Genomic DNA, 12,893 nt, shown 5'->3' with positions numbered 1-12,893 from the left:
AATGTCAGCCAGTGCGATGACCCAGTAACGGAGCACGCACCTGCATCAAGCGGAGGAGTCGTCATGACACAGCAGGCTCGGCCCGGTGGGGTGCAGTCCGTCGGGCGTGCGCTCGACATACTCGAGCTCATCGACCAATCCGGTGGTGAGATGGCGCTGGTCGAGATGAGCGCGGCGTCCGGGCTGCCGATGCCGACGATTCACCGCATCGTCCGCACTCTCGTCGACCGCAACTATCTGCGGCAGTTGCCCGACCGGCGCTACGCACTCGGGTCCCGACTGATCCCGCTCGGTAACGCGGCACTGGAGGCGTTCGGCTCGCGCAGCAGCTCCGTCCTCGCGGACGTGGTGCGACGACTGGGGGAGAGTGCCAATCTCGCGGCGCTGGACGGCGACATGCTCGTGTATGTCGGACAGGCGCCGTCACCCCGGGCCATGCGAATGTTCACCCAGTTGGGGCAGCACGTGCATCCGCACTGCCGGGCGGCCGGCAAGGCGTTGCTCGCCCAACTGGCGGACGATGAGGTCCGCGGGATCCTGAGCAGGGTCGGCATGCCGGCGGTGACGCCGTTGACGATCACCGACCCGGAGCAGTTCATCGCGCAGCTCGCCCAGGTGCGCGACGAGGGTGTCGCCCACGAGGTGGGTGAGATGGAGGAGGGTGTCATCTGCCTGGCGACACCGGTCCCGGGCGGGGTCACCCGCCTGGCACTGTCGATCTCCGGCCCGGCATCGCGCATGACCGATGAGCTGCAGGGGCGCGCCATACCCGTGCTGCGCGAGGTCGCCGAGGAGTTGGCCACGCAGTTGGCGGGTTGATCGTCGATGCGCCGAAGGTGCACCATGAGCCACCCTTGACAGTTTGTTGAATCGGTTCCATGCTTCCTTTATGCGGAATATAGATTCCACTTCACGGAACGACCTGAAGTGGTTCGTCACGGCACCGGCCGACGATGCCGTCAGCGCGTTGCTGCCCCTGTGTGCCAGCGACGGCTGGGCTCGCGCGCTCGTCGCGCGTCGTCCGTATGCCGATGCGGCCGCCCTGGCCGATGCGTCCGATGAGGTGTTCGCCGAACTGGCCGACTCCGAGCTGGACGCTGCGCTGTCCGGGCACCCGCGGATCGGTGAGCGGATGCGCGGCGAAGGCACCGCGGCGCAACTGTCGCGCTCCGAGCAGTCCGCGATGCGCTCCGCCGACGAGCAGGTCGCCGCGCAGATCCTGCAGGGCAACGAGGACTACGAGCAACGGTTCGACCGGGTCTTCCTGATCCGTGCCGCCGGACGCGCGCCGCGGGAGATCCTGGAAGAGCTACAGCGTCGTCTCGGCAATGACGACGTGACCGAGCGCGCCGAGGTGCGCGAGCAACTGCGGCAGATCACCCGCCTGCGCCTGGAGGGCGCGTTTCGGTGACCCCCGACCGGAGGGACGTAACTCGATGACATCCACCCTGACAGCCACGCTGTCCACCCATGTTCTGGACGCCGTCAACGGATCGCCGGCAGCCGGCGTCGAGGTCACGGTGTTCGCACAGACCGGTGCCGGATCCGAGGGCAGACCCCTCGGATCCGGCACCACCGACGATGACGGCCGGGTCGCCGGGCTGGTGCCCGACGGGCTGCCGCACGGCACCTACCGCATCGTCTTCGCCACCGGCAGCTACTTCCAGCGTGCCGGGGTCCGGGCCTTCTATCCCGAGGTGGCGATCACCTTCGTCGTCGACGAAGAGCGGCACTACCACGTGCCGTTGCTACTGAGTCCGTTCGCGTACTCCACCTATAGAGGGAGCTGATCCACATGTCCTATGTGCTCGGGCACAACCAGTACGGCAAGGCCGAGGTCCACGTCGTCCGCGTCTTCCGCGACGACCCGAAGGCACCACACGACCTCGTCGACTACAACGTCTCGGTCGCCCTGTCCGGTGACTTCGAGGACGCACACATCAGCGGTGACCAGAGCAAGGTGCTCACCACGGACGCGTGCAAGAACACCGTCAACTCGTTCGCCAAGGAGGCCGGTGATGCGGTCCGCGAGCCGGAGTCGTTCGCGATCGCGCTCGCCGACCATTTCGTCCAAGTACCCCAGGTCGAGCGGGCGCGCATCAGTGTCGAAGCCGTCCCGTGGACCCGTTCGCACGACAACGCGCACGCGTTCGTCAAGAACGGCGACTACGTGCGCACCGTGACGGTCACTCGCACCGCCGACAGCACCAGCGTCGTGAGTGGGCTGAAGGAGCTCACCGTCCTGAAGACGACCGACTCGGAGTTCCACGGCTTCTACCAGGACAAGTACACGACGCTGCAGCCCACGAACGACCGCATCATGGCCACCGCGGTCACGGCGCAGTGGGCGCACGACGGCACCGAGGTCGACTGGGGCAAGGCCTTCGACGAGGTGAAGGACGCGATCACCGGGGCGTTCGCCGCGGCATACAGTTTCGCGCTCCAGCACACGTTGTGGGAGATGGGCACCGCGGTGCTCGACGCCGTCCCGAGCGTTGCCGAGGTGCGCTTCAGTTGCCCGAACAAGCATCACTTCGTGGTCGACCTGAGCCCGTTCGGCGTGGAGAACAACTGCGAGGTCCACTACGCCGCCGACCGGCCGTACGGCCTGATCGAGGCGACCATCAAGCGCAGCGAGGACGTGGACAAGTCCTCGGCATACGACCCCGGCCAGGCCTGGTAGGTCGGTTCTGCTCGGTGCGACCGGGCGCCTTTTCGTCGGTGATGAGGGCGTCCGGTTGCAAACCGGCGCAGTTCCTAGTGAACTACGGCCATGGCAATAGGGGCCCAGAAAACCGCATTGGCCGAGAAACTCGGCTTCGAAAAAGACCAGGTGGTGCAAGAACTCGGCTGGGATGACGACGTCGACGACGCCGTCCGTGAGCAAATCGAGGAACTCACCGGATCCGGTCTGGAGGACGAGGAGTACGACGGTGTGGTGGACGCCGTCGTCCTGTGGTGGCGGGAAGGGGACGGCGATCTCATCGACGACTGTGTCGACGCGCTGACCAACCTGGCGGACAAGGGCTTCGTCGTCCTGTTCGTCCCGGGGGCAGGCCACCCCGACCACGTCGACGCGAGCGACATCGCCGAAGCGGCGCAGACCGCCGGGCTCAACGCCGGCACCTCGACCCGCGCGGGCGGCGAATGGATCGCCACCAAACTCGTACAAGGCGGAGTGGCGAAGCAACGATGACCTCCGGTCCACTGTCCGTCGGCGACACCGCGCCCGACTTCGCCCTGCAGAACCAGCACGGCGAGTCGGTGTCGCTGCACGAGCGCGTTGCCGACCGGCCGGTGCTGCTGGTCTTCTACCCGTTCGCCTGGTCGGGCATCTGCACCGGCGAATTGTGCGGGATCCGTGACGATTTCGGCGGTTTCACCGGTGACGGTGCCGTCGACGTCATGGCGATCTCCTGCGATCCGATGTTCACGCTGCGTGCGTGGGCGGACTCCGAGCACTACGACTTCGACCTCCTGTCCGACTTCTGGCCGCACGGCGCGGTCGCCCAGGCGTATGGCGTCTTCAACGCCGATGCGGGTATGGCGATCCGCGGCACTTACCTGGTCGACACCACTGGCACAATCCGCTGGGCCCAGGTCAACGGTCCCGGTGAGGCGCGCGACTTCGCCGGTTACCGCGAGGCGTTGACGACGCTCTGACCGCCGGCGCGCCGGCCCGTGCGTCGGCAGTGGCGCCCGCGAAGTTTGTGGCTTCGGGTGCGACTGGCAGAATGACGGGGCGCTGCGCGACCGTGCGGTGTTCAGGACCTGTAGCTCAGTTGGTAGAGCACCGCGTTTACACCGCGGTTGTCGTCGGTTCGAGGCCGGCCGGGTCCACTGGTGGTGCTGAGGGACGGCTGCCTTCGGCAGGGTCCACTGGTGACCTTCAGCCACGCTTTCAACTACACACCGGCATCGAGCAGAGAGGCACTACGTGACCAGTCCGACCCTCGCGGAGACCATCCGGGTGCTCGACGGGTTCTACCCGCCGCAGACCGCTGCGGACTGGGATCGAGTGGGCCTGGTCACTGGCGATGCCGCGCAGCGGATCGACCGGATCCATTTCGCCGTCGACCCCACTCTTGCCGTCATCGAGGAAGCCCGTGACGCGGGCGCCGACCTGCTGGTCACACATCACCCGCTGCTGCTGCGCGGAGTGCACTCGGTGGCCACCTCGACCGCCAAGGGCGCGGCGATCACCACGCTCGTCGTCGCCGACCTGGCTCTCTACTGCGCGCACACCAACGCCGATGTCGCGTCACCGGGCGTCAACGATGCGCTCGCCGCGGCCTGCGGGTTGCCGGCCGACACCGAGGCGCTGGACGAGGAGGACGGCCAGGCGATCGGGCGGGTCGGTGACCTGCCACAACAGACCACGCTGGCCGGTTTCGCGCGGGCCCTTGCCGATGCGCTGCCGGCAGCACCCGCCGGGCTCCGGGTCAGCGGGGACCCCGACGCTCCCGTGCGTCGGGTCGCCGTCATGGGTGGCGCCGGTGACGACCGCTTCGACGCGGTCCGCCGCAGTGGCGCCGACGTCTACGTCACCGCCGACCTCCGCCATCACCCGGCGCTGGAAGCGCGTGAGGAAGCGCGCGGCGCAGCGCCATACCTGATCGATGCGGGGCACTGGGCGACCGAGTCGCTCTGGCTGTCCGACAGCGCCGACCGACTGCGCACGGCACTTGCCGAGCAGGGGTATGACGTACAGACCACGGTGTCGCAATTGCGCACTGATCCCTGGGATTTCGTGGTGCCGACCGGGCACGGCGAGCCGACCGAACCGAAGGAGCACTGACGCCCGTGAAGGCTGATCTCACCCGCCAGTGGCGACTGCTCGACCTGCAGAAGCTCGACACCCGTCTGGACCAGCTCAGTCACCGGGAGCGCACGCTGCCGGTCCAGGCAGAGCTCACCGAGGCACAGGCCACCGCACAGCGGCTCGCCGAGGACGTCGTCATCGCCCGGACCGCGTTGCAGGACAACGACCGCGCCGTGAGCAAGGCCGACGCCGACGTGCAGCTGGTGCGGGACCGGGCCGACCGCGACCGCAAGCGCCTGGAGAGCGGTGCAGGCACCGCCAAGGAGCTGCAGAACCTCCAGCACGAGTTGGACACCCTCGGGCGGCGGCAGGCCGAACTGGAGGACGCCGAGCTCGAGGTCATGGAACGCGCCGAGAGCCTGCAGTCCGACCTCACCGCGAAGGAGACCGCCCAGCAGGAGGCGGCCGACCGGGTCGAGCGCCTGCAGGTCGAGCAGCAGACGGCCCTGCGGGAGATCGTCACCGAGCGTGAGAGCGTGGAGCGCGAGCGCGCCAACGTCGCGCCCGGCGTGGGTGCCGAACTGCTGGCGCTCTACGACAAGTTGCGCGCGCAGATGGGTGGCGTCGCAGCCGCCGCACTGCAGCAGAAGCGTTGCAGCGGTTGTGGTTTGGAGCTCGGGCAGGCTGATCTCGGCCGTATCCGTGCCGCTGCCGAGGACGAGGTGGTGCGGTGCGAGGAGTGCCGCCGGATCCTGGTCCGCACCGCCGAGTCGGGCCTGTAACGGGATGGGTCGCTCGCTCATCATCGAGGCCGATGGCGGCTCTCGTGGCAATCCCGGTGTCGCCGGGTATGGCGCGTTGGTCCGTGACGCACAGGACCGCTCACTGCTCGCGGAACGCGCTGCGCCGCTGGGCAAGGCGAGCAACAACGTCGCCGAGTACCGCGGACTGATCGCCGGACTGCAAGCCGCCGAGGCGATCGACGCCGGCGCCGACCTCGAGGTGCGGATGGACTCCCGCCTGGTCGTCGAGCAGATGGCCGGTCGCTGGAAGATCAAGCACGAGGACATGCGGCGGCTGGCCGGCGAGGCGCAGGACGTCGTCCGGCGGCTGCGTGCGGCGGGCGGCTCGGTCGAGTGGACCTGGATTCCGCGCGCTCAGAACAAGGCGGCCGACAAGCTCTCGAACGACGGGATGGACGGCAAGACGGTCGAGCGTGACCTGTGGCGGGCCGTGAACGAGGGCACGGAAGAGGGCATGGAAGCGGGCGCCGACGCGGATGCGGCGCCGGTGCCGGAGTCGCGCCCGTCGCTGCCGAAGCGCACCGTGCAGACCCGGCTGATCCTGCTCCGCCACGGGGTCACCGACTTCACCGTCGGCGGACGGCTGGACGGTCGCGGCGGATCGGATCCGCAACTCAACGCGACGGGTGCGGCGCAGGCGGAGAAGGCAGCGGCCGCACTCGGCGAGCTGGTGACCGGGCCGGTCACGGTCGTGACATCGTCACTGGCCCGCGCGCGCCAGACCGGTGCGGCCGCGGCTCGCGTGCTCGGTGTCCAGCCGATCTGCGACGAGGACTGGGACGAGCAGGCCTTCGGGGTCTGGGACGGCCTGAGCTATGCGGAGATCGGTGAGCGTTTCCCCGGCGATCCGGCTCGGATGCGGGTCGAGGACGACTTCCGTGTCGACGGTGGGGAGACCCACCTCGAGCTGAGCGGCCGGGTGGACGCGGCGCGTGAACGCGCACTTGCGCACGGCGGCACCGTTGTCGTCGCCACACACCGGATGCCGATTCTGGTGGTGCTGCGCTCGCTCCTCGGCCTCGGTTTCGGGCAGGCGTGGCTGCTCCACGCCGACCCGGCGTCGCTCACCGAGATCCATGTGTATGCCGACGGCAGTGCGAGCGTCGCCTACACCAACGACACCCACCACCTGAGGTAGGACCCGGCCTGCGGCCGTAGGCCGGACGCCCCCGTGGGCCTCCGTCGGCGTGTGCAAGGCTGCAGACCATGACGTCATCCTCGAACGAATGGTCCCCGGACACGGTTGCGGTGCGAGGCGGTCTGGCTCGCAGCGGATTCGAGGAGACGTCCGAAGCGCTCTACCTGACCTCCGGTTTCGTCTACGAGACGGCGCAGGACGCAGAGGCCGCGTTCTCCGGTGACGCCGATCGATTCGTCTACAGCCGCTACGGCAACCCCACCGTCGCCGTCTTCGAGGAGCGACTGCGGCAACTGGAGGGCGCCGAGGCGTGTTACGCCACCGGCTCCGGCATGGGCGCGGTCTTCACCGCGTTGGCCGCTCTGCTCGGTGCGGGGGACCGGGTGGTCGCGGCGCGCGGCCTGTTCGGATCGTGCTTCGTGATCCTGGACGAGATCCTGCCGCGGTGGGGTGTGCAGACCGTCTTCGTCGACGGCGCCGACAACGAACAGTGGCGGGCGGCGCTGTCCGAGCCCACCGCCGCGGTGTTCTTCGAGACTCCCAGCAACCCCATGCAGGAGCTGGTCGACCTCGAGTTCGTGACCCAGCACGCCCACGCGGTCGGCGCGAAGGTGGTCGTGGACAACGTGTTCGGCACGCCGGTCTTCTCCCGGCCGCTGCAGCACGGGGCCGACATCGTCGTCTACTCGGCGACCAAGCACATCGACGGCCAGGGACGGGTGCTCGGCGGCGCGATCCTCGGACCGGAGGACTACATCCATGGTCCGGTGGAGAACCTCTTGCGGCATACCGGGCCGACCATGTCCGCGTTCAACGCGTGGGTGCTGGTCAAGGGCCTGGAGACCATGCGGCTGCGGGTCGAGGCACAGGCCGCGTCCGCGATGCGACTCGCAACGGCCCTGCAGGAGCATTCGTCCGTCCGGCGGGTGTGGTACCCGTTCCTGGAGTCGCACGCGCAGTTCGAACTGGCCAAGCGGCAGATGACGGGCGGCGGGACCGTCGTCACCTTCGAGCTCGACGGAGGCAAGGATGAGGCCTTCGAGCTGATGAACTCCCTTGAGATCATTGATATCTCGAACAATCTCGGTGACTCCAAGTCGCTCATCACGCACCCGGCAACGACGACGCACCGTCGGATGGGGGCCGAGGCTCGGGCGGCCGTCGGGATCACGGACGGGGTGCTGCGGTTGTCGGTGGGTCTCGAAGACGCCGACGACCTCGTGCGCGACGTGACCAGCGCGCTGGGCTGACCTGGCGCGGTGGAGCAGGGCATCGCCCGATACGGTGGTGCCGACAACCCGCGGGAGCTCGGAAGGACCGGGCTGAGAGGGCGACCGCCGTCGCCGACCGCCACAACCTGAGCCGGACAATGCCGGCGGAGGAAGGGATTTGAACGGCATGTCGACGACGTCATACGCCTGGTGGCCGGTGCTCGGAGCACCGATGGAGGACGGCCTCAAGCGGGTGCTCGCACACGACTTCCTGCACGGCCTGTCCGACGGGTCCCTGCCGCGAGAAGCGTTCGGACACTTCATCATTCAGGACACGCTGTATCTCGCGGAGTACGCGCGAGCATTGTCCTTGCTGGCTGCCAAGGCGCCGACGCCGGTCGCGCCGATCCTGGCCGCGCACGCGAGCGCAGCGGTCGCGACCGAGCTGGAATTGCATCCGGCGCTGCTGCGGGACGCCGGTCTCGACCCGGCTCTGCTGCGCAGCACACCGAAGTCTCCGGCCACCACGGCATACACGAGCTATCTGCTGTCGGTGTGCGCCCTGCGACCGTTCCACGAAGGTCTCGCGGCGGTGCTCCCGTGCTACTGGATCTACGAGCAGGTGGGTCGAGCCCTCGAGCGCGACGGATCGGCCGACCCGGTCTACGCCCGCTGGGTCGAGGCGTATGCCGCGCCCGGCTTCGCGGAGAGCGTCGCGCAGGTGCTCGACGTGGTCGACGCCGTGGCCACCGGTGTGTCGGACAGCGCGCTCGCCGACATGGCGCAGCATGTCGAGACGGCGACCCGCTACGAGTGGATGTTCTGGGATGCCGCGGTGCGCGGGGAACGGTGGCCGTGGTGACGAATCAGCCGAATGCGACAGAGGTCGGCGCACTGCTCGAGACACTGCGCGAGCGCGCGCCACTGGTGCAGTGCATCACGAACTCCGTGGTCACCGGATTCACCGCGAACACGCTGCTGGCCCTCGGTGCAGCTCCGGCGATGGTCGACAATCGCGAGGAGGCAACGGTTTTCGCGGGTGTCTCGGACGCCGTGCTGATCAATCTCGGAACCATCTCCCCGGCATCCGGGGAGACGATGGTCGCCACCGCCGAGGCGGCCGGCAGCGCCGAGACACCGTGGGTGCTGGACCCCGTCGCGGTTGGTGGGCTGCCGTTGCGGGATCGAGTCAGTGCCCAATTGGTGCCGCTGCGCCCGACCGTCATACGCGGTAATGCCTCGGAGGTGATGAGCCTGTCCGGCGTCGACGGTGGCGGTCGAGGCGTCGACAGCACTGTCGGCACCGAGGCCGCTGTCGATTCCGCTCGTGACCTGTCCCGGCGAACCGGTGGGACGGTCGCGGTCAGTGGTCCCGTCGATCACATCGTCACCGGTGACGACGTGCGCACCGTCGCCAACGGAACGCCGATGATGACGAAGGTGACCGGTGTCGGGTGCGCGCTCGGTGCGATCACCGCCGCCTTCTGTGCGTGCGCATCGCCCGCGGACGCCGCGTTCGCTGCGACCGCGGTCTGGACCATCGCAGCGGACATCGCGATGGAGCGAGCCGTTGGTCCCGGCACGTTCGCCGTCGAGATCCTCGATGCCTTGCATGCCCTCGGTCCGGACGACGTCTCGAGGTTGCGGGCATGAACGCGTTCGACGCAGCCTCGTTGCGGCTCTACCTGGTGACCGATGCTGCCCTGTGCGGCGCCCGCGGAGTCTTCGAAACCGTGCGGCAGGCGCTCGCCGGTGGGGTGACGGCGGTGCAGTTGCGCGACCACGCCGCAACGACGCGCGAATTGCTCGACACAGCAAGGCAGTTGAAGTCACTCACGATGGACGCCGGCGTCCCATTGATCGTCGACGACCGGCTCGACGTCGCGCTCGCCATCGGCGCCGACGGAGTGCATCTCGGACAATCGGACCTGCACCCGGTCGACGCCCGCCGCATCGCCGGGCCGGACCTGGTCATCGGCCACTCGGTGTCGTGCATCGACGAGGTCGAGGAGGCGGGGGAGTGGCCGGCGGGGACCATCGACCATGTGGGGATCGGGCCGGTGTTCGCGACGCCGACGAAGCCGAAGGCCGCAGCACCGCTGGGGATCGACGGAATGCGTGAGGTGCTCGCCTGCTGTGCGTTCCCTGCGGTGGCCATCGGCGGCATCAAGGACATCCATGTCGCGCCATTGCGGGATGCCGGAGCGGCAGGTGTTGCGGTGGTGTCGGCGATCTGCGCGGCGGAGGATCCGGCGGCCGCCGCCCGAAAGCTATTGGCAGCCGAGGAGATTCGATGACCGTGCGGACACCGACGGTGCTGACCATCGCCGGCACGGACCCCAGTGGCGGTGCCGGCATCAGCGCGGATCTGAAGACCTTCTCCGCGCTCGGTGCGTTCGGCACCGTTGTCGTGACGGCCGTGGTCACCCAGAACACGCAGGGCGTGGCCGCCATCCATCAACTGGACGGCGCCACGGTCGCCGGACAACTCACCAACCTGCTGGACGACGTGCACGTCGACGCCGTCAAGATCGGCATGCTCGGCACCGCCGAGGTGACCCGCGCCGTCGCCCGGGTCCTGCGTGAGCGCACGACCGGCCCGGTCGTGCTCGACCCGGTCATGGTCGCGACGAGCGGGCACCGGCTGCTGCCGGCCGAGGCGGTGGAAGCGTTGCGGGACGCGCTGATTCCGTTGGCCGACCTGATCACGCCGAACCTGCCCGAAGCGGCCGACCTGCTGGGGGTCCCGGAGGCGACCGGTATGTGCGATATGGCGCGTCAGGCGCGGGCGCTCGCGCAGCTGTGCCCGGGGGTGTTGCTCAAGGGTGGTCACCTCGACGGTCCGGAGAGCACCGACCTGCTGATCGTGGACGATCGGCTCACCGAGTTCGACGAACCGCGGATCGCGACGCGCAACACGCACGGCACCGGCTGCACCCTCTCGTCGGCGATCGCGGCCCTGCGCCCGCAGCGGGACTCGTGGGTCGACGCCGTGCGTGACGCGAAGACCTATCTGACGGGTGCACTCCGAGCGGCGGATGATCTGTCGATCGGCAGCGGGCACGGACCGGTGCACCACTTCTGGCGTGCGTGGAGCAGTCAGACCTGAGCGAGTGCGAGCGTCGCTGCGGTGACCGTGACGATGGCGACGGCAACACTCTCGACGGTGAACCGACGCAACGGAATTGCCAGATCGGCTCGACGGCACCGACCCAACCAGAGCAGCGTCGCCAGTGATCCCCAGACGGTGATGATCGGCCCGGCATTGACCCCGATCAGCAGCGCCATCAGCCGATGTGCGGAGTCGCTGGCAGCCGACTCGGCGGCCAGGTATGCCGGCAGGTTGTTGATCAGGTTGGCTCCCAGCGCTCCGAGACCCGAGACGCGCAACAGGTCCGCGGCGGACTCACCGGTCCCCATCACCCTGGCGATCAACTCCTCCAGGCCGTGCGCCCGCAGGAAGTCGACGAGCGCGAACAGGACGGTGACGCCGAGCACCATCTGCCAGGGAACGGCCACGGAGCGCAGCGCCTCGCGTTCACGAACCGCCAGTGTCACCAACAGAATCAACGCACCGACGGCAGCGGGAATGGCGGGCGTGATGCCGGTGACGAAGAAGGGGCCGAGCAGCAGGCAGACCGCTGCCGCCATACGCAACAGAACGACGTCGGGCGGCTGCGGCATCGACGGTATGGCGTACCGCCCGCGAAGTTCCCGGTGGTGCAGAACCGCGATGACCAGCACGGTCGCGACCATGGCGACGAGCGCCGGCAGCCACGCCACCCGCAGGTATGCCGAGAGGCCACCCCAGCGGTGAAACTCGTGCAATGCCAACAGATTGCTCAGATTGGAGACCGGCAACAGCAATGAGGCGGTGTTCGCCAGCCACACCGTGGTGAACGCGAACGGCAGCGGTGGCAGCCCCGCCTGACGAGCGGTCGTGATGACGACCGGCGTGAGCAGCACCGCCGTGGTGTCGAGGCTGAGGACCGTCGTCGCGGCGCAGGACAGGACGACGACCACGAGCCACAGGACGAGGGTGCGGCCCTTCGCCATACGCGCCGCCCAATGCCCGGCGACGTCGAAAACCCCTGCATGATCGGCGATTTCGGCCACGACCGTGATGCAGACCAGGAAAGCCAGAACCGGCCCGACCCGGTCGACCAGATCCATCATGGGGCGGTCACGGACAACTCCCACGGTGCACCGGCCCGGCGGGGTTCGTGCAACTCGACGTCGAAACGGTCGCCGACGACGTCCCGCAGTGCGGCCGCGGTGCGCGGGGACGCTCCGGCCTCCGCAAGCCAGCGGGTGACGAGTCCTCGGGTGTGCTTCGCGTTGTGCGTCGCGCCGGGGACGTGGATGCGTACCCATCGCTTCGCCGTCGTTCCGGAGGGAGTCCACGCGGCGGCATAGTTGCTCGAGCGGCAGTCGACGACCACGCCGTTGCCGGCGAGCTCGGTCATCGGCGTCCCGAGTTCGCCGCGCCAGTAGGCGGCGAGCGGTCCGACGCCGGGCAGGTTGGTGCCCATCGACAGTCGGTATGGCGGGACCTTGTCGGCCAGTCGCAATGCACCGAAGAGGGCGGACTGCACGACGATCCAACGGCGTGCCCGACGCAACGCGGCCGACTCGAGGGACGGCAGATCGAGTGCGTCGTACAGCACGCCGGTGTAGAGCGCGGAGACCGGCTGCGCAGGTGCGGTGCGCAGCGCGAGGTTGCGCGCGACGTCGTCGGCCAGGCTCGCACCGACGCCGAGGGCGTCCAGCGCGTCCGGACGGGCGCTGACGTCGGCGAGGACATCGAGCAGCTTGTCGCGGGCGGCGGTGAGCTCGGGCAGGTCCAACCGCGCCAGATCGAGTGCCTTCCCACGGTTCCGCGGGGTCTTGGTCTCCGAAGGCGGCAACAGGATCAACACGCGGAAAGGCTACGGCCTGCGTGACGCGGCGCGTCGATCGGACCACGCGTGGTACCGGCG

The 12,893-nt window shown here is 68.7% G+C and carries 16 protein-coding genes, 1 tRNA gene and 1 riboswitch; of the genes, 15 read left to right on the top strand and 2 right to left on the bottom strand.

What is annotated here, in order from left to right; genetic code table 11:
* Positions 1-63: 63 nt before the first annotated feature.
* The 15 genes from ACZ50J_RS14300 (at position 64) to thiD (ending at position 11,023) form a co-directional block, all read left to right on the top strand.
* Complete coding sequence (locus ACZ50J_RS14300; protein WP_464297821.1) at positions 64-819, top strand: IclR family transcriptional regulator; 756 nt, start codon at positions 64-66, stop codon at positions 817-819.
* 70 nt (positions 820-889) lie between these two features.
* Positions 890-1,411, top strand: a complete 522-nt coding sequence (gene uraD / locus ACZ50J_RS14295) for a 2-oxo-4-hydroxy-4-carboxy-5-ureidoimidazoline decarboxylase (RefSeq protein WP_464297820.1) — start codon at positions 890-892, stop codon at positions 1,409-1,411.
* Between the two features lie 25 nt (positions 1,412-1,436).
* A complete protein-coding gene (gene uraH / locus ACZ50J_RS14290) occupies positions 1,437-1,790 on the top strand; it encodes a hydroxyisourate hydrolase (RefSeq protein WP_464297819.1) in 354 nt (117 codons plus the stop codon).
* Positions 1,791-1,795: 5 nt separating this feature from the next.
* Positions 1,796-2,683, top strand: coding sequence for a factor-independent urate hydroxylase (gene pucL / locus ACZ50J_RS14285; protein WP_464297818.1), 888 nt, complete (start codon positions 1,796-1,798; stop codon positions 2,681-2,683).
* 90 nt (positions 2,684-2,773) lie between these two features.
* Positions 2,774-3,196 (top strand): DUF3052 domain-containing protein, encoded by a 423-nt coding sequence (locus ACZ50J_RS14280; RefSeq protein ID WP_464297817.1) that lies wholly within the window; start codon positions 2,774-2,776, stop codon positions 3,194-3,196.
* Complete coding sequence (locus tag ACZ50J_RS14275; protein WP_464297816.1) at positions 3,193-3,663, top strand: peroxiredoxin; 471 nt, start codon at positions 3,193-3,195, stop codon at positions 3,661-3,663. The genes ACZ50J_RS14280 and ACZ50J_RS14275 overlap by 4 nt, the downstream gene beginning before the upstream one ends.
* A gap of 104 nt (positions 3,664-3,767) precedes the next feature.
* Positions 3,768-3,840, top strand: a tRNA-Val gene (locus ACZ50J_RS14270).
* Between the two features lie 97 nt (positions 3,841-3,937).
* Positions 3,938-4,798 carry a Nif3-like dinuclear metal center hexameric protein gene (locus ACZ50J_RS14265; RefSeq protein ID WP_464297815.1) on the top strand — a complete coding sequence of 287 codons (861 nt, stop codon included), beginning with the start codon at positions 3,938-3,940 and terminating at the stop codon, positions 4,796-4,798.
* A gap of 5 nt (positions 4,799-4,803) precedes the next feature.
* On the top strand, positions 4,804-5,544 hold the full coding sequence (locus tag ACZ50J_RS14260; RefSeq protein ID WP_464297814.1) for a zinc ribbon domain-containing protein: 741 nt from the start codon (positions 4,804-4,806) through the stop codon (positions 5,542-5,544).
* A 4-nt stretch (positions 5,545-5,548) separates the two neighbouring features.
* Positions 5,549-6,703, top strand: coding sequence for a bifunctional RNase H/acid phosphatase (locus ACZ50J_RS14255; protein WP_464297813.1), 1,155 nt, complete (start codon positions 5,549-5,551; stop codon positions 6,701-6,703).
* Positions 6,704-6,771: 68 nt separating this feature from the next.
* Entirely contained in the window at positions 6,772-7,953 is a 1,182-nt protein-coding gene (locus ACZ50J_RS14250; protein ID WP_464297812.1) for an O-succinylhomoserine sulfhydrylase, read from the top strand.
* Between the two features lie 40 nt (positions 7,954-7,993).
* Positions 7,994-8,104, top strand: a riboswitch (TPP riboswitch).
* Positions 8,102-8,776 carry a TenA family protein gene (locus ACZ50J_RS14245; RefSeq protein ID WP_464297811.1) on the top strand — a complete coding sequence of 225 codons (675 nt, stop codon included), beginning with the start codon at positions 8,102-8,104 and terminating at the stop codon, positions 8,774-8,776. (Overlaps the previous riboswitch by 3 nt.)
* Positions 8,773-9,567, top strand: a complete 795-nt coding sequence (gene thiM / locus ACZ50J_RS14240) for a hydroxyethylthiazole kinase (protein WP_464297810.1) — start codon at positions 8,773-8,775, stop codon at positions 9,565-9,567. The genes ACZ50J_RS14245 and thiM overlap by 4 nt, the downstream gene beginning before the upstream one ends.
* Positions 9,564-10,211, top strand: coding sequence for a thiamine phosphate synthase (gene thiE / locus ACZ50J_RS14235; RefSeq protein WP_464297809.1), 648 nt, complete (start codon positions 9,564-9,566; stop codon positions 10,209-10,211). The genes thiM and thiE overlap by 4 nt, the downstream gene beginning before the upstream one ends.
* The gene (gene thiD / locus ACZ50J_RS14230; RefSeq protein ID WP_464297808.1) at positions 10,208-11,023 is read left to right on the top strand and encodes a bifunctional hydroxymethylpyrimidine kinase/phosphomethylpyrimidine kinase; all 816 of its coding nucleotides are present in this window, start codon (positions 10,208-10,210) and stop codon (positions 11,021-11,023) included. Before thiE ends, thiD begins: the two co-directional genes overlap by 4 nt.
* Here the strand turns inward: thiD and ACZ50J_RS14225 are convergent.
* Positions 11,014-12,090 (bottom strand): SLC13 family permease, encoded by a 1,077-nt coding sequence (locus tag ACZ50J_RS14225; protein WP_464297807.1) that lies wholly within the window; start codon positions 12,088-12,090, stop codon positions 11,014-11,016. The two genes, thiD and ACZ50J_RS14225, sit on opposite strands and share 10 nt — an antisense overlap.
* A complete protein-coding gene (locus ACZ50J_RS14220; RefSeq protein ID WP_464297806.1) occupies positions 12,087-12,833 on the bottom strand; it encodes a YaaA family protein in 747 nt (248 codons plus the stop codon). Before ACZ50J_RS14220 ends, ACZ50J_RS14225 begins: the two co-directional genes overlap by 4 nt.
* Positions 12,834-12,893: the final 60 nt, after the last annotated feature.

The organism is Flexivirga sp. G2, assembly GCF_055397625.1.
Note: the sequence above shows the minus strand (reverse complement) of the source record. Positions and strands in the feature narration are given on the sequence as shown.